Genomic DNA, 15,698 nt, shown 5'->3' with positions numbered 1-15,698 from the left:
CGCAGCGGGAAGGCGGTGCCGCCGCCCCCGCTGCGCCGGCGTCCGTCACTTCGCCAGATTGCGCAGGACGAAGTTCAGCACGCCGCCGTTCCGGTAATACTCGACCTCGTCCACCGTATCGATGCGCAGCAGCAGCGGCACCTGCCGCGTCTGCCCGTCGGCGCGGGTGATGGTCATCGTCACGTCCTTGCGCGGGCGCAGGTCCTGCTCGATGCCGTCGATGTCGAAGGTCTCCGTGCCGTCCAGCGCCAGATCGTTGCGGGTCAGCCCGTCCTTGAACTGGAGCGGCAGGATGCCCATCCCGACGAGGTTGGAGCGGTGGATGCGCTCGAAGCTCTCGGCGATCACCGCACGGATGCCCAGCAGCTTGGTGCCCTTGGCCGCCCAGTCGCGGCTGGAGCCGGTGCCGTACTCCTTGCCGGCGATGACCACCAGCGGCACGCCCTCCTGGGCGTAGCGCATCGCCGCGGTGTAGATCGGCAACTGCTCGCCCGAGGGATAGTGCCGGGTCTCGCCGCCCTCCACGCCCGCCAGCATCTCGTTGCGGATGCGGATGTTGGCGAAGGTGCCGCGCATCATCACCTCGTGGTTGCCGCGCCGTGCGCCGTAGGAGTTGAAGTCCTGCGGGCGCACCTGATGGCTCAGCAGATACTCGCCGGCCGGGCTGGTCTTCTTGATCGAGCCGGCGGGCGAGATGTGGTCGGTGGTGATGCTGTCGCCGAGCACGGCGAGCGCGCGGGCGCCCCGCACGTCGCTCACCGCGTCGGGGGTCTTGGGCATGTCGGCGAAGAAGGGCGGCAGCTTCACGTAGGTGCTGCCCGCCTGCCACTCGTAGGTCTGGCCCTCGGCCGTCTGGATGCCGCGCCACTGCTCCGGCCCCTCGAACACGTTGCCGTAACGGCTGCGGAACATCTCCGCCGACAGCGAGGCGTCGATGGCGTCCTGGACCTCCTGGTTGGTCGGCCAGACGTCCTTCAGGTAGACGGGCTGACCGTCATGGCCGGTGCCGATGGGGTCCTTGCTCAGGTCGATCTTCATGTTGCCGGCCAGCGCGTAGGCGACGCACAGCGGCGGCGAGGCCAGATAGTTCGCCCGCGTGTGCGGGTTCACCCGGCCTTCGAAGTTGCGGTTGCCCGACAGCACCGCGGCGACCACGAGGTTGCCCTCCTCCACCGCCGCAGCGATGGGGTCGGGCAGCGGGCCGCTGTTGCCGATGCAGGTGGTGCAGCCGTAGCCGACGATGTTGAATCCGAGCTGGTCGAGGTAGGGCTGGAGCCCGGCCTTGGCCAGATAGTCGGTGACCACCTGCGAGCCCGGCGCCAGCGAGGTCTTGACCCAGGGCTTGGACTTCAGCCCCTTCTCCACCGCCTTGCGGGCGAGCAGGCCGGCGGCCACCAGAACCGCCGGGTTGGAGGTGTTGGTGCAGGAGGTGATAGCGGCGATCACCACCGCACCCTGGTCGAGGTTGTAGCCGCAGCCCTTCACCGGAACGGAGCGGTTGGCGTCCTCCGCCTTGAAGGCGCCGACCAGATCGCTGCCGAAGCTCTGCGCCGCCTGGGACAGCGGCACGCGGTCCTGCGGGCGCTTCGGGCCGGCCAACGACGGCTCGACCGTCGTCATGTCCAGTTCCAGCGTGTCGGTGAAGACGGGGTCCGGCGTGCCGGCGTCGCGCCACATGCCCTGGGCGCGGGCGTAGGCCTCGACCATCGCCACGCGGTCGGCGTCGCGGCCGGTGAAGGTCAGGTAGCGGATGGTCTCCGCGTCGATCGGGAAGATGCCGCAGGTGGCGCCGTATTCCGGGGCCATGTTGCCGATGGTGGCGCGGTCGGCCAGGGTCAGGTGATCCAGACCCGGCCCGTAGAACTCCACGAACTTGCCGACCACGCCCTTCTTACGCAGCATCTGGGTGACGGTCAGCACGAGGTCGGTGGCCGTCGTGCCCTCCTTCAGCCGCCCGGTCAGCTTGAAGCCGACGACCTCGGGGATCAGCATGGAGATGGGCTGGCCGAGCATGGCCGCCTCCGCCTCGATGCCGCCGACGCCCCAGCCGAGCACGCCCAGCCCGTTCACCATGGTGGTGTGGCTGTCGGTGCCGACCAGCGTGTCGGGATAGGCGACCAGCTTGCCCGCCGGGTCGGTGTCGGTCCACACGCCCTGCGCCAGATACTCGACGTTCACCTGATGACAGATGCCGGTGCCCGGCGGCACGACGCGGAAATTGTCGAAGGCCTTCTGGCCCCAGCGCAGGAAGGCGTAGCGTTCCAGGTTGCGCTCGAACTCCAGCTCGACGTTCTTCTCGAAGGCGGAGGGGTTGCCGAAGTAATCGACCATCACCGAGTGGTCGATGACCAGATCGACCGGAACCAGCGGGTTGATCTTCTTGGGATCGCCGCCCAGCGCGGCCATCGCCTCGCGCATCGCCGCCAGATCGCAGACCGCCGGCACGCCGGTGAAGTCCTGCATCAGCACGCGCGCCGGGCGGTAGGCGATCTCACGGTCGGACCGCTTGTCGTGCAGCCACTGGGCCACCGCCTTGACGTCGTCGGTGGACACCGTGCGCCCGTCCTCGAAGCGCAGGAGATTCTCCAGCAGCACCTTCATCGAATAGGGCAGCCGGGAGAGGTCGCCCAGTCCGGCGTCCTCCGCGGCCTTGATGCTGAAATAATCGTAGCTCTTGCCCCCGACGGACAGGGAGCGGCGGGTTTTCAGCGAGTCCTGACCGGTGAACGTCGTCACGGTACCCCTCCTTCGCGTTATTGGCGGACCGGCCGGGCGGCGGCCGTGGTTTCCGCATGTCTCAACCGCCTGATTTAGTGCCGGTCCCGCCCCCCTTCAAACGGCGCCGTGCAAAGGGCAGGCAAGCGGAAGCGTGGGGGCTGCGCTCTCTTCGTGCGAAACGGGGCCGGTCCGTACTAGAATCGCGCGAACGGGCGGAACGGCCCGGCGTACGACGGGTGGAGGAAACGGAATGGCATGGCGCGCCCCAGCTTTGGCGGCGGTGGCCCTGGCGGCGGTGGTGCTGTGCGCCCCGGTTGCGGCCGCCCCGGAGCCGCCGCAAGGGGCGCAGTTCTTCCCGCACCTCGTCTACCGCAGCGGCCCCTATGCGCCCTATGGCATCCCGCTGGCCGACGGCGTGGCCGATTATCTGACGCTGGTCAACCGGCGCGACGGCGGCATCGGCGGCGTGCCCATCGCCTGGGAGGAGTGCGACACCGGCTACAACACCGACCGCGGGGTGGACTGCTACGAGCGGCTGAAGGCCAAGGGGCCGACCGGGGCCGCCGCCGTCCTGCCGCTGTCCACCGGCATCACCTACGCCCTGATCGAGCGCGGCGCCGCCGACCATATCCCGGTCTTCTCCTCCGGCTACGGGCGGGCGGACGTGTCCGACGGGCGGGTCTTTCCTTACGCGGTCAACGCCCCGGCCAGCTATTGGACGGGCATCGACGCCGCGATCAGCCACATCGCAACGGAGTTGGGCGGGACGGAGCGGCTGCGCGGGCGCAAGATCGCCTACGTCTACCACGACAGCGCCTTCGGCAAGGAACCGCTGCCCATGCTGGAGGCGCTGCGCGGCCCGCTCGGCTTCGAGATGCGCAGCTTCCCCGTCGCCCCGCCGGGGCTGGACCAGCGCGCCGTGTGGACGCAGATCGCCCGCCACTACCGGCCCGACTACGTGATCCTGTGGGGCTGGGGCGTGCAGAACTCCACCGCCCTGCGCGAGGCCGCCGCCGCCGGCTATCCGGCCGACCGCATGATCGGCGTCTGGTGGGCCGGGTCGGAGCTGGACGTCCGGCCGGTCGGCCCTGCTGCGATCGGCTACAAGGCGGTGGCCTTCCACGCCGCCGGGAGTGACCTGCCGGTGATCCGCGCGATCCGCGAACAGGTCCACGCTCGCGGGCTGGGGGCCGGCGACCCCGGCCAGATCGGCACGGTGCTGTACAACCGTGGGGTCTTCAACGCCGCCGTCCTGGTCGAAGCCATCCGCACCGCGCAGGGCAAATACGGGCGCCGACCGCTGACCGGGGCGCAGGTGGCCTGGGGCTTCGACCATCTGGACCTGACCGCCGAACGGCTGGCCGATATGGGGCTGGACGGCTTCATGCAGCCGCTGCGCATCACCTGCGCCGACCATGAGGGGATCGTGCCGCTGCATGTGCAGCAATGGGACGGGGAGCGCTGGCTGGACGTCTCCGGCCCCATCGAACCGCGCCGCGCCCTGATCCGCAAGCTGGTGGCGGAGTCGGCCCGGCGCTTCGCGGCGGAACGCAAAATTGAACCGCGAGCCTGCGATTAGAAGTCCTTCAGGTCGGGCGCATCGCCACGTAGCGGCAGAAGCGCAGCCCGCTGCCCAGCACGCGCAGGCGCGACCACCACAGCGCCAGTTCGCGGGCCAGCGCCTTCAGGACGCGGGGCTCGGGGACCGCGGTCTTCAGCGCCTCGCCCAGCCGGCGCACCCGCTCCACGGCTTGGCGGCGGTGGAACTGGGTCAGATCCTCGGAAATGCGCAGGTCCAGGTTGCGCTGGGTCAACTCGTCGGCCATGCGGGTGGCCGACCAGGGATAGACCTCCAGCGGCTCGGAGTCGCGCCAGCCGTTCCAGCTTTCCCAGGAGGACGGGGTGCCCTCGATCACATAGTCGAACAGCAGCACGCCGCCCTTCGGCTTGACGCAGTCGCAGACGCGGTCGAGGAAATTCTCCTTGTCGCGCACCCGGTGCATCACCCGGTCGGCCAGCACGAGATCGAAGGAGCCCGCCTGATTGAAATGCTCGGGGTCGTAATGGCCGATCGGCGCCTTCTTCGACACGCCCAGCGCCTTGGAGCGCTCCATCCCCAGCTTCGCCAGCAGAGGCGACATCTCCAGCCCGGTCACCCAGGTGTCGTAGCTGTCGACGATGCCGCGCGCCGGCCCGCCCAGCCCCGCCGAAAGGTCCAGCACGCTCTTGGCCGGGTTCAGCCCGAAGGAGCGGACGGATTCGACCATCCATTGCGAGTCGCCGGGCCCGACGCAGTCCTGGCCCCACAGCATCTGCGCCCCTTCCGTGCGGGCGACCGACCAGACCGGCTCGCCCTGGCGGTCCAGCTGCAGGTTTTCCAGACGTTCCAGGTCGGCATCGGCCCGCGGCGCCTCGGGCGGCAGCGCGCCAGCGGGCGCGGCGGAACCAGCGCCGCCACCGGGCCGCGCAGGGGCAGGCGGGAGGCGGGGGCGGTGCGGGCGAGCCGGGACAGGGCGGCGAGGTCGTAGCCTTCCCACCAGGCGACGAATTTCGTCCGCCAGTCGGGATTGCGCCAACGCTCCCTATCCTGAAAATTGTGCCGCATCCGGCGCTGCGTTTCCAAAATTGCTGCCCCACGAAGGACGGCCACCGCCGGCATCAACGGATACCGCACAATATAGAGGTAGACCTCAACAGTCGGGGAGTCAAGTAACCAGCGCGAACAGTTGGAGAGGACTTGCATGAACTGTCGCGAAAATTTTATCTAACTGTGAAATATTTCCGCAACACCCACGGCTTGCGGTCCCGAAGGCGACGCGCGGCACGGTGGCCGAAGCGCACCGCGTTGCAGCATCGAGACGCAATGCCTATAGTTCCGCTCCAGCACCCCCACAGCCCGTCCCCACCCCGCGCAAGGAGCACCGGCGTGCCGCACAAGACCGGCAACCCCTGGACCGTCCTGACGACCAAGCCGATCTACGAGAATCCGTGGATGCGGGTGGTGGAGCACGACGTGCTGACCCCGCTCGGCAACCCCGGCATCTACGGCGTCATGCACGCCCAGAATCTGGCGACCGGTGTGGTTCCCATCGACGACCAGGGCCGCGTCACTCTGGTCGGCCAGTACCGCTTCCCCTTGGAGCAATACAGCTGGGAGATCCCGGAAGGCGGCGGCAAGAAGGGCGTCGATCCGGTGGAGTCGGCCAAGCGCGAGCTGCTGGAGGAAACCGGCCAGACCGCCCGCCACTGGCTGCCGATCCTGACCATGCACCTGTCCAACAGCATCACCGACGAGACCGCCCATTGCTTTCTCGCCTGGGGGATCGAGCAGGGGCAGGCCGAACCGGAGGAAACGGAGGTCCTGCAACTGCGCCACGTTCCCTTCGTCGAGGCCTACGCCATGGTCAAGCGCGGCGAGATCACCGACGCCATCGCGGTGGCCTGCCTGATGAGGGTCCGCCTGATGGCGCTCGACGGCGACCTGCCCGAGGACGTCACCCGCCTGATCCTGGGTTGAGGAACGACGTCATGCAGGCTGTCGCCATCGACTTCGAAACCGCCAACGAATCGCGGACCAGCGCCTGCTCCATCGGCGTCGCCTGGATCGAGGACGGGCGCGTGGTGGAGACGGAGGAGCATCTGATCCGCCCGCGGGAGATGCGCTTCAACCCCTTCAACACTGCCGTCCACGGCCTGCGGGCGGAGGATGTCGCCGGCGCGCCGGAGTTTCCGGAGGTCTGGCACCGCTTCGCCCGCCGGCTGGAGGGCCGTCTGGTGCTGGCCCACAACGCCTCCTTCGACATCAGCGTGCTGCGCCACACGCTGGACGATTACGGGCTGGAGTGGCCGGCCTGCCGCTACCTCTGCACCGTGGTTCTGGCGCGCAAGGCGTGGCCGCAGCTGGCCGCGCACAAGCTGAACTACTTGGCCGACCATCTGGGCATCGCGCTCGACCACCACCACGCCGGCAGCGACGCCGAGGCCTGCGGGCGCATCGCCCTCGCCGCCGCCCGCGTTCTGGGGCTGGAGCGGCTGGGCGACATCGCCGCGGCGACCGGCATCACGTTCGGGCAGCTGGCGCCCGGCGGCTACAGCCCCTGCAAGGGCGGCAACCCGCCGCCCCGGCGGCGGCGTCTGGTGCCCGTGATCTGAAGGCGGTGATCTCTCACGATCAGCGCTCGACCAGATAGCGCAGGGACAGCGTCGTGCGCGTCGCCGGCTCGGCAACCGCCAGGGCGGCGTCGGCGTAGCGCGGCGGGCCGAAGCGCATGGGGGCGTCGTTGCTGAAGCCGACGCCCTCCTTCGGCAGGCCGAGGAAGTTGCGGTCGAGTTCGAGATTCTGGTTCTCGTCATGAAAGGACTGCACGGCGTAGGTTCCGGGTGGAACCTTGTGCACCACCACGGTGACGCTGCCCGGCCGAGCCGGTTCGGCCGCGGTGTAGGGACAGTTGGGCCCCAGGAAGGTCTCCGGCGTGCACACCGCGACCAGCACCTTCCCCTGCGCGTTCGCGACGTTGGCGACGGTGATGGCAAGGTCGGCGGCGGCCGCCTGGGCCGTTGCAAGACCGAACGCCAGCGCGGCCAGCGATCCGCCCACCGTGGCGTTGCGGGCGTTCCGGAACTGCCATTGAGTCATGGTGCACCCGTTCGTGAGGTGGACGGATAGGCGCGCCCCCGCCATTCCGCCGGGCGGCCCCGGCGGGCGCGCAGCAGCGCCGACCATTGGATCGCCAGCAGGATCAGGATGCCCACGGGGTGGAGCAGCGCGCCGGCAAGACTCTGACGAAAACGCAAGGCCAGCAGCAAGCGGAACGACAGCCCCGCCGCCGCGGCCAGCGCCGCCAGGGCGAGGACCATATCCGGCAACGGGACCAGCGCCGCGCAGCCCAGCAGCAGCCAGGGCAGGACATGGCCGCCGAACAGCAGAAGGGTCCAGACCGGCAGGGCGACCGGGGTCGCCATGCCCTCCGTCGCGTTCTTCGAGAAGCCGGACCACACCTCCCGCCAGCCGCGGTACATCCGGCAGCGGGCGAGGCGGGTCGCGTCGAACAGATCGCTCCCCTGCCCCGCCCGGCGGAAGGCGCGCGGCAGCGTCACCCCGTCGTGCAGCGAGGTCGCGATGGCGGCGTGGCCGCCGGCCGCCGCGTAGGCCTCCCGCCGCACCGCGATCAACTGGCCACAGGCGGCGGCGAATCCCGGACTGCCCGACAAGCGCATCCCGACCATCGGCAGATAACCGAGCAGAAGCACATGGATCAGAGGGATCACCAGCGCCTCGGCCAGGGTACCGGTCTCCTGGCGCGGGAAGCCACTGACCAGCCCCGCCCTGCCCGCCAGCAGCGCGCCGCAGGCCAGCCGGGCGGCGTTCGGGGCCAGCCGCACGTCGGCGTCCTGGAACAGCAGCACCGGGTGCCGCGCGAGACCGGCGAGCGCTTGGCAGGCGTGCTGCTTGCCCGACCAGCCCGGCGGCAGCGGTGGCGCCGTCTCCAAACGCAGGCGCGGGTCGCGGGCGGCAATGGCCCGGACGATCGCCGCCGTGCGGTCGGTGGAATGGTCGTCCAGCACCACCACCTCCACCGTCACGCCGCAGCTGGACAGCGCCGCCCGCACCGCGGCGGCGACGGTGGCCTCCTCGTTGCGGGCGGGGATCAGGATGCTGACGGCGGCGCCCGGCGGCGGCTCGGCCTTTGGGCGGCGGTAGAGGCACAGATTCAGGAGCCCCAGCCCCAGCGGCAGCAGGGCGAGCGCCAGCGACAGAGCGGCCAGCAGCGTGAGGACGCTCATCGGCGGGGAACCCCTTCCTTATCGGATGCATCACCATGCGCGGGGCTGAAGCGTTGCCCGCCGGCCCAGGCGCGCGCCCGGCGCCACAGGTCGTAGACGCCGCCGACCCCCGCCGAGCCATCGATCAGCGTCAGGAAGCGCGCCGGGTCGCGGCTCTGCGCGTCGAGCGCCAGCGCGTCCATCACCGCCTCCAGCCGCCGTTCCAGTGCGGCGGCGATGTCCGGCACCGGCTGGCCGGCAAAGGCGGACGCCGGCATGGGCTCGCCGAAGCGGGCCAGCGCCTCCGGCGTGCTCTCGTCCCAGAACGGGTATTCCACGGCGAGCGGCACCACCACCGCCTCCGGCGCGCGGCGGACCAGATGGGCGATGCCCGGCCGCAGGCGGACCGGGCGGCGGCGCGGGTCAGTGAAGGCGCCCTCCGCGGTGATCCACAGCATGGAGCGCGGGTCGGCCAGGATGCGCCGGCCGTGGCGCAGAAAGGCGGCGGCCCCGGCCCGGCCCGGCTCGACCCCGAACAGGCCGATGCGCGCCATGAAGCGGTAGCGGCGCAGCATCGCCGCGTCGATGGGGCCGTAGCCCGGCCGGTCGCGGTAGCGGGTGGTCCCCATCACGATCAGCAGGGCGGGGTCCCACCAGGACGGGTGGTTCAGGCAGACGATCACCGGCCGGTCCGCCGGCAGGGCCGGCCAGCCCGGCCGGGCCAGCCGCACCGCGTGGAAGTCGTGCCGCATCCGCCGCGCCATGACGGCGCCGAAGAAGCGGCAGAGCGCCGGCGAGCGCCACGCGACCGGATCGTCCTTCAGCCCATCATCCCCCTTACCCTGCCCCATGCCTGGCCCGCCGCTCAGGCGACGGCGCGCAGGTCGCCGTCGCGCGCTCTGCTCCGGAGGTCCTGGTCCAGGCTGTCGGCGGCGATCCAGCCCGACATCAGCACCATCGGCATGCCCGGCCCCGGATGGGCGGCCCCACCGGCCAGATACAGCCCCGCCACGTCGCGCGAGCGGTTGCCCGGCTTGAAGGCGCCCATGAAGCGGCCGTGGCTGGCCAGCCCGTAGATGGCGCCGTTCAGCACGCGGTAGCGGTCGTGGATGTCCTGCGGGGTCAGGACGCGCTCGACGCGGATGCGGTCCTCCAGGTCGGCCATGCCGGCGGTGCGCTTCAGCTTGTCGAAGACCACGCGGCGGTAGTCCGGCAGCATCCGCGACCAGTCGTGGTGCGGCCGCAGGTAAGGGGTGTGGACCAGCACATAGAGCGCCTCGCCCCCCGGCGGCGCCACGCCGGGCTCGGTGCGGGCGGGGGCGGCGATGTAGCAGGTCGGGTCGGGGGCCGGCTCACCGCGGCGGTAGATCCAGTCGAACTCCTCCGCCGGGTCGCGGGAGAAGACGAAGTCGTGGTGCAGCAGGTGATCGTAGCCGCGGTCGAGCCCGAGATAGAAGACCACGCCCGAACAGGCCGGCTCGTAGCGGCGGCGCTTGCGGAAGCGCTTGGCCGGGGCCCCACCCACCAACTCCTCGTAGGTGCGGACGGAATCCATGTTGGAGACCACCGCCGACACCGGAATGCGCTCTCCGCCCTCGGTCTCGACGGCGGTGACGCGCTTGTCGGTCACCTCCAGCCGGCGCACGCCGGTGCCGGTGCGGATCTCGACGCCGAGGCGCCGCGCCACCCGCTCCAGCGCCACCGGAACGGCGCGGGTGCCGCCCATCGGGTACCAGACGCCGTCGTTGGTCTGCATGTGCGCGATGGCGCAGAGTACCGCCGGGGAGCCGTAGGGGGACGAGCCGACATACTGGGTGAAATGGTCGAGCATCTGGGCGGCGCGGGCGTCGGGGACGTGGCTGCGGATGGTGCCGGCCACCGTGCTGCCCATGCGCAGCGCCAGCACGTCGGACAGGGTGCTGGCGTTCATGCTCTCGCGGACCTTCAGCGTGTCGCCCAGATCCTCCACCGACTTCCAGAAGAAGAAGCGTTCGGAAATGCCGTGCAGACGCTCCGACAAGGCCTGGAAGCGGCGATAGCCCTCCCCGGCGCCGCGGCCGGGGGTCAGCCGGTCGAGTTCCGCGGCCATCGCGCCGATGTTCTCCGACAGGTCCAGCACGGTGCCGTCGTCGAAGAAGCAGCGCCATTGCGGCTCCAGCCGAACCAGCTCCAGCTCGCGGTCGAGGTCGCAGCCGGCCTCCGCCAGGATGCGGCGCAGGACGCGCGGCACCGTCAGGATGGTCGGCCCCATGTCGAAGCGGAAGCCGCCCTCCTCCAGCACCGCCGCCTTGCCGCCGACCCAGCCGTTCTTCTCCAGAAGCACCACCTTGTGGCCGCGCGCCGCCAGAACCACCGCCGACGCCAGCCCTCCCAGGCCGCCGCCGATCACCGCGATCCGATCCGTCATGCCAATCCCCCCGCTACGGCCCGCTTGGGCAGGCCGGACAGTCCCATGGTCTCGCTGCGCCAAGGCGTCGGCAGGCCCAGTTCCGAGGCCAGCAGCCGCGACGTGATGCGCGCGCCTTCGAAGATCACCGGCAGGCCGCTGCCGGGGTGGGTGCCGCCGCCGACCAGATAGACGCCGTCCAGATCCTCGAAACGGTTGTGCGGACGCAGGTGGAGCATCTGGCCCAGGCTGTGCGCCAGATTGAAGGTGGCGCCGCGGTGCACCGCGAACTGGCGGTCCCAGTCGGCCGGAGTCACCACCCGTTCCACCCGGATGCGGCGCTCCAGATCGCTCAGGCCGAAACCGGCCAGCCGGTCGAGCACGAGGCGGCGATAGCGCGGCGCCTCGGCCGTCCAGTCGATGTGGCCGCGCTGGTGGCCGACCGGCACCAGGATGTAGAGGGTGCTGCCGCCGGGCGGGGCGAGATCCGGGTCGCTGACGCAGGCGTTCTGGACATAGATCGACGGCCGGCGCGGCATCTCGCGGCCGTCCTCGATCTCGGCGAGGTTGCGGGCGTAGTCCTCCGCCAGATAGACGGTGTGGTGGTCCAGCCCCTCCATCCGGCCCTCGATCCCCAGATAGAGCATGAAGGTGGAGCAGGAGAATTTCTTGGTGGCGATGCGGGCGTCGCTCCAGCGGCGGCGCAGGTCGTCGGGCACCAGGGTCGTCATCGCGCGCGCGAAGTCGGCGTTGATGACCAGCGCGTCGGCCGGATACTCGCCGGCCTCCGTCCGCACCCCCACGGCGCGCCGGCCCTGGAAGCGGATGTGGCGCACCGTCTCGTTCAGCCGCACGGTGACGCCGAGATCCTCGGCCACCCGCCGCATCGCCTCCATCACCGCCTCGGTGCCGCCGCGCGGGTGGAAGACGCCGTGCTCATGCTCCAGGAAGGAGAGGATGGTGAACAGGCTGGGGCAGCGGAAGGGCGACATGCCCAGATACTTGCTCTGGAAAGAAAAGGCGAGGCGGACGCGCGGGTCCTGGAAGTAACGGGACAGGTCGCGATCGACCGAGCGCTGCGGCGAGAGCCGTCCCAGCGCCTTCAGCATCGGCAGCGAGGCCAGCGCCCAAGGGCTGGAGAAGTCGGTCTCCAGGATCGGGCGGAACAGCCCCATCTTCGCCCGGTTGTCGGCCAGGAAACGCGGCAGCCCCTGGGCGTCGCGCGGGTTGAGGCGCGCGATCTCCGCCATCAGCGCCTTCATCTCGCCGTGGACCCGCAGCTCCCCACCGGCCTCGAAGACCAGCCGGTAGAGCGGGTCGAGACGGATCAGGTCGACCTCGTCCGACAGGCGGCGCCCGCAGGCCTCGAAGATCTCCTCCAGGATGCGGGGATAGAGGAAGAAGGTCGGGCCGCTGTCGAAGCGGTACCCGTCGAGCGCAAAACCGGCCGACCGGCCGCCGACGCGGTCCTGCCGTTCCAGCACGGTGACCTTCGCCCCGGTGAGCGCCAGAAGCATTGCGGATGCCAATCCACCCGGCCCAGCGCCAATGATCACGACTTGCCGTTCCATCCGCTTGTCAAACGCTCCCGAGCTGCCGACTTGTGTGAAGGCAGTTACGAACATGGACCGGAAATGGATCACAGCCACAATCACACCCCTCCGGGTGTAACCCCTTGGACAGGCGGGAGCGGCGATCCATTTTCATCTGCGCGCGCGGCGTGGGCCGTCGGCAATACAGGCGAAAGACTGTCCATCATCCGCAAAATCCGCCGCCGCATCGCGGCGGATGCGGAGGAACTTGTGCACACGCTGGCGACCCGCCCCGGACGCAGCGCGGCCGAAAGCCTGAGCGCGGAGGTCCTGCCGCTGGCCGAGGCCTGCCGCTTCCTGGAGCGCGAGGCCGCCGCGCTGCTGGCGCCACGGCGCCTGGGCGCGCGTGGCCGCCCGGTCTGGCTGTTCGGAGTCACCGCGGAGGTGCGACGGGAGCCATTCGGCACCGTCCTGATCGTCGGCCCGTCCAATTACCCGCTGCTGCTGCCGGGGGTGCAGGCGCTTCAGGCGCTGACCGCCGGGAACGCGGTGCTGGTCAAGCCGGCGCCCGGCTGCTCCGCGCCGATGGAGCGGCTGGCCGACTGGCTGGCCGAGGCCGGACTGCCGGACGGCCTGTTCCAGCTTTTGGACGAGTCCCCCGACGCGGTGTCCGACGCGATCACCGCCGGCATCGACAAGCTGGTGCTGACCGGATCGGCCCCCACCGGCCGGGCCGTGGCCCGCCAGCTCGCCGACGGGCTGGTGCCCTCCACCATGGAATTGTCGGGCAACGACGCGGTCTTCGTCCTGCCGGGGGCCGACCTCGGCACGGTCGCCCGCGCGCTGGCCTTCGGCCTGCGCCTCAACGGCTCCGCCACCTGCATCGCGCCGCGCCGGGTCTTCGTGCCGCGCGCCCTGGCGGCCGAGCTGGAGCATTCCTTGACGCGCAGCGTGGCGGCGATCCCGCCGGCAGCGGTGCCCCTGCCGGTGCGGCGGCGCCTCGTCGGGCTGGTCCGCGCGGCGATGGCGGAGGGCGCCCGCCCGGTTGGTCCGCTGCCCGAGGACGCCGACCCGGCGATGGCGCCGCTGATCGTGGCCGACGCGCGGCCGGGCATGGCGCTGCTGCGCGAGGAGCTGTTCGCCCCCATCCTGTCGCTGGTGCCCGTCCGCGATGTCGAGGAGGCGCTGGAGGCCGCCGCGCAGAGCCCCTACGCGCTCGGCGCCTCGGTCTTCGGGCCGGAGGAAGAGGCGCGCGCCCTGGCCGGACGGCTGGACGCCGGGACGGTGACGGTCAACGACCTGATCGTGCCGACCGCCGACCCCCGCCTGCCCTTCGGCGGACGGCGTGCCAGCGGCTGGGGTGTCACGCGCGGGGCCGAAGGGCTGCTGGAGATGACGCGGGTGAAGACCGTTTCGGTGCGGCGCGGCCGGCGGCTTCCCCACACCGACCCGCCGCGCGACGGCGACGCGGCGCTGATGCTGGCGGCGCTCCGCCTGCTCCATGGCGGTCCCGGCGCCCGCGCCGGGGCGGTCCGGACCCTGATCCAGGCCCTGCGCGACCGCCGGACCGACTGACGCGGAGACCCCCGTGACGATAGCTTTGATCCTCGCCGTCCTGATCGGCGCCGTCGCCGGTTCGCGCACCATGCTGGCGCCGGCGGCGGTCTCCTGGGCCGCCTATGGCGGCTGGCTCGACCTGTCGGGAAGCTGGCTGTTCTTCCTCGGCCACCCGGTCTCGCCCTGGGTCTTCACCGCCATGGCGGTGGGGGAGCTGGTCACCGACAAGTTGCCGAACACCCCCAGCCGCAAACGCCCCTTCCCCTTCGCCAGCCGGATCGCCAGCGGCGCCATCGCGGGCGCGGCCATCGGCGCGAACGCAGGCGCATGGGTCCCCGGATTGCTCGCCGGCGGGCTCGGCGCGGTCGCCGGCACGCTCCTCTGCTACGAGGCGCGCCGGCGCATGGCCGCCGCCTTCGACCGCGACCGGCCGGCGGCGCTGATCGAGGACGCGGTGGCGCTCACCGTCGCGCTGCTCGTCGTCGCCGCGGCGTAAACGGCTTTCCGGAAAGAGGGCGTCAGCGCGGCGCGGCGCCCTGCTCCGGGAACAGACCCAGCAGCCCCTCCCGGCTCGCCGGGCAGACGCCGCGCTCGGTCACCAGACCGGTCACCAGACGGGCCGGGGTGACGTCAAAGCCGTAATTGACCGCCGGGCTGCCGGCCGGGGTGACGCGGATGGTCTCGATCCGCCCGTCGGCGGTGATGCCGGTCAGCTCGGTCACCTCGCGAGCGTCGCGCTCCTCGATGGGGATTTCCCTCACCCCGTCCGCCATGCCCCAGTCGATGGTCGGCGAGGGCAGCGCGACGTAGAAGGGCACGCCGTTGTCGTGGGCGGCCAGAGCCTTCAGGTAGGTGCCGATCTTGTTGCAGACGTCGCCGGTCGCCGTGGTGCGGTCGGTGCCGACGATGCACAGATCCACCATGCCGTGCTGCATCAGATGGCCACCGGTGTTGTCCACCACCACCGTGTGGGGCACGCCGTGGCGGTTCAGTTCCCAGGCGGTCAGGCTGGCGCCCTGGTTGCGCGGACGCGTCTCGTCCACCCAGACATGCAGGCGGATGCCCTCCTCGAAGGCGACATAGACCGGGGCGAGCGCCGTGCCCCAATCGACGGTGGCGAGCCAGCCAGCGTTGCAGTGGGTCAGCACGTTCACCGGCTCGCCCGGGGCCTTGCGGCGGGCGGCCTCGCGGATCAGAGCGGCGCCGTGCTCGCCGATGGCGCGGTTGATAGCGACATCCTCGTCGCAGACCGCGGCGGCCTCGGCGTAGGCGGCCTCGGCGCGGGCGGCGGGCGGCAGCGGCGCCAGACGGGCGCGCATCCGCTCCAGCGCCCAGCGCAGGTTGACCGCGGTCGGGCGGGTGGCGAGCAGCCGGGCATGGGCCGCCTCCAGCGCCGCGTCGGACGGGTCGGCCCGCATGGCCAGCGCGACGCCATAGGCGGCAGTCGCCCCGATCAGCGGCGCGCCGCGCACCAGCATGGCGCGGATGGCGTGGGCGGCCTCTTCCAGGTTGGTCAGCCGCGCGACGGCGAAATCATGCGGCATCCGTGTCTGGTCGATGATCTCCACCGCCCTGCCGTCCTGCGCCAGCCAGATGGTGCGGTAGGCCGTGCCGTCGATCTTCATACGCCATACTCCCCGCGCTCGATGCCGCTTCGGCCTTTCGGCCCGACGCGACAATAGGGGGTGGCGCGGCGCGGTTCAACGGGCGTACCCAGGGAACAGGAGCCTGCAAAAAAGTGT

At 71.0% G+C, this 15,698-nt stretch carries 13 protein-coding genes; 5 read left to right on the top strand and 8 right to left on the bottom strand.

The features are described from left to right. Positions 1-45: 45 nt before the first annotated feature. Positions 46-2,736 carry an aconitate hydratase AcnA gene (gene acnA / locus ABAZ39_RS01080; RefSeq protein WP_038525864.1) on the bottom strand — a complete coding sequence of 897 codons (2,691 nt, stop codon included), beginning with the start codon at positions 2,734-2,736 and terminating at the stop codon, positions 46-48. Between the two features lie 232 nt (positions 2,737-2,968). Here acnA and ABAZ39_RS01075 point away from each other — a divergent pair, with 232 nt between their 5' ends. Beyond that, the gene (locus tag ABAZ39_RS01075) at positions 2,969-4,297 is read left to right on the top strand and encodes an ABC transporter substrate-binding protein (RefSeq protein ID WP_038525862.1); all 1,329 of its coding nucleotides are present in this window, start codon (positions 2,969-2,971) and stop codon (positions 4,295-4,297) included. Between the two features lie 7 nt (positions 4,298-4,304). On the opposite strand, the gene ABAZ39_RS01070 is transcribed toward ABAZ39_RS01075, so the two are convergent. Next, the gene (locus tag ABAZ39_RS01070; protein ID WP_247881602.1) at positions 4,305-5,030 is read right to left on the bottom strand and encodes a class I SAM-dependent methyltransferase; all 726 of its coding nucleotides are present in this window, start codon (positions 5,028-5,030) and stop codon (positions 4,305-4,307) included. Positions 5,031-5,644: 614 nt separating this feature from the next. On the opposite strand from ABAZ39_RS01070, the gene ABAZ39_RS01065 reads away from it, so the two are divergent. Together ABAZ39_RS01065 and ABAZ39_RS01060 are read left to right on the top strand one after the other, a co-directional pair. Beyond that, positions 5,645-6,235 (top strand): NUDIX domain-containing protein, encoded by a 591-nt coding sequence (locus ABAZ39_RS01065; RefSeq protein WP_038525860.1) that lies wholly within the window; start codon positions 5,645-5,647, stop codon positions 6,233-6,235. Positions 6,236-6,246: 11 nt separating this feature from the next. Beyond that, entirely contained in the window at positions 6,247-6,870 is a 624-nt protein-coding gene (locus ABAZ39_RS01060) for a 3'-5' exonuclease (protein WP_038525858.1), read from the top strand. A 19-nt stretch (positions 6,871-6,889) separates the two neighbouring features. Here ABAZ39_RS01060 and ABAZ39_RS01055 read toward each other — a convergent pair whose 3' ends face one another. From ABAZ39_RS01055 to crtI, 5 genes are read right to left on the bottom strand one after another with little or no spacing between them, the layout of a single operon-like run. Continuing rightward, positions 6,890-7,354: a DUF2141 domain-containing protein gene (locus ABAZ39_RS01055; RefSeq protein ID WP_063922617.1), complete on the bottom strand. Its 465-nt coding sequence runs from the start codon at positions 7,352-7,354 to the stop codon at positions 6,890-6,892. Further along, entirely contained in the window at positions 7,351-8,502 is a 1,152-nt protein-coding gene (locus tag ABAZ39_RS01050) for a glycosyltransferase family 2 protein (RefSeq protein ID WP_038525856.1), read from the bottom strand. The genes ABAZ39_RS01055 and ABAZ39_RS01050 overlap by 4 nt, the downstream gene beginning before the upstream one ends. Continuing rightward, a complete protein-coding gene (locus ABAZ39_RS01045) occupies positions 8,499-9,332 on the bottom strand; it encodes a lysophospholipid acyltransferase family protein (protein ID WP_038525854.1) in 834 nt (277 codons plus the stop codon). The genes ABAZ39_RS01050 and ABAZ39_RS01045 overlap by 4 nt, the downstream gene beginning before the upstream one ends. Before the next feature lie 14 nt (positions 9,333-9,346). Beyond that, positions 9,347-10,888 (bottom strand): phytoene desaturase family protein, encoded by a 1,542-nt coding sequence (locus ABAZ39_RS01040; RefSeq protein ID WP_038525852.1) that lies wholly within the window; start codon positions 10,886-10,888, stop codon positions 9,347-9,349. Then, complete coding sequence (gene crtI / locus ABAZ39_RS01035) at positions 10,885-12,438, bottom strand: phytoene desaturase family protein (protein ID WP_038525851.1); 1,554 nt, start codon at positions 12,436-12,438, stop codon at positions 10,885-10,887. Before crtI ends, ABAZ39_RS01040 begins: the two co-directional genes overlap by 4 nt. Before the next feature lie 63 nt (positions 12,439-12,501). Here crtI and ABAZ39_RS01030 point away from each other — a divergent pair, with 63 nt between their 5' ends. Together ABAZ39_RS01030 and ABAZ39_RS01025 are read left to right on the top strand one after the other, a co-directional pair. Next, positions 12,502-13,974, top strand: a complete 1,473-nt coding sequence (locus ABAZ39_RS01030) for an aldehyde dehydrogenase family protein (protein ID WP_081862842.1) — start codon at positions 12,502-12,504, stop codon at positions 13,972-13,974. 13 nt (positions 13,975-13,987) lie between these two features. Further along, complete coding sequence (locus ABAZ39_RS01025; protein WP_144243441.1) at positions 13,988-14,452, top strand: DUF4126 family protein; 465 nt, start codon at positions 13,988-13,990, stop codon at positions 14,450-14,452. A gap of 22 nt (positions 14,453-14,474) precedes the next feature. Here ABAZ39_RS01025 and mtnA read toward each other — a convergent pair whose 3' ends face one another. Then, the gene (gene mtnA, locus ABAZ39_RS01020; protein ID WP_038525849.1) at positions 14,475-15,581 is read right to left on the bottom strand and encodes an S-methyl-5-thioribose-1-phosphate isomerase; all 1,107 of its coding nucleotides are present in this window, start codon (positions 15,579-15,581) and stop codon (positions 14,475-14,477) included. Between the last annotated feature and the right edge of the window lie 117 nt (positions 15,582-15,698).

Source organism: Azospirillum argentinense (assembly GCF_000632475.1).
Classification (GTDB): Bacteria; Pseudomonadota; Alphaproteobacteria; order Azospirillales; family Azospirillaceae; genus Azospirillum; species Azospirillum baldaniorum.
Note: the sequence above shows the minus strand (reverse complement) of the source record. Positions and strands in the feature narration are given on the sequence as shown.

Excerpts from the sequence above, each read along its gene's own strand:
- ABAZ39_RS01075 (WP_038525862.1), top strand. The coding sequence starts at position 2,969 with ATGGCATGGCGCGCCCCAGCTTTGGCGGCGGTGGCCCTGGCGGCGGTG.
- ABAZ39_RS01070 (WP_247881602.1), bottom strand. The coding sequence starts at position 5,030 with ATGCTGTGGGGCCAGGACTGCGTCGGGCCCGGCGACTCGCAATGGATG.
- ABAZ39_RS01060 (WP_038525858.1), top strand. The coding sequence starts at position 6,247 with ATGCAGGCTGTCGCCATCGACTTCGAAACCGCCAACGAATCGCGGACC.
- ABAZ39_RS01055 (WP_063922617.1), bottom strand. The coding sequence starts at position 7,354 with ATGACTCAATGGCAGTTCCGGAACGCCCGCAACGCCACGGTGGGCGGA.
- ABAZ39_RS01050 (WP_038525856.1), bottom strand. The coding sequence starts at position 8,502 with ATGAGCGTCCTCACGCTGCTGGCCGCTCTGTCGCTGGCGCTCGCCCTG.
- ABAZ39_RS01045 (WP_038525854.1), bottom strand. The coding sequence starts at position 9,332 with ATGGGGCAGGGTAAGGGGGATGATGGGCTGAAGGACGATCCGGTCGCG.
- ABAZ39_RS01040 (WP_038525852.1), bottom strand. The coding sequence starts at position 10,888 with ATGACGGATCGGATCGCGGTGATCGGCGGCGGCCTGGGAGGGCTGGCG.
- crtI (WP_038525851.1), bottom strand. The coding sequence starts at position 12,438 with ATGGAACGGCAAGTCGTGATCATTGGCGCTGGGCCGGGTGGATTGGCA.
- ABAZ39_RS01030 (WP_081862842.1), top strand. The coding sequence starts at position 12,502 with ATGGATCACAGCCACAATCACACCCCTCCGGGTGTAACCCCTTGGACA.
- mtnA (WP_038525849.1), bottom strand. The coding sequence starts at position 15,581 with ATGAAGATCGACGGCACGGCCTACCGCACCATCTGGCTGGCGCAGGAC.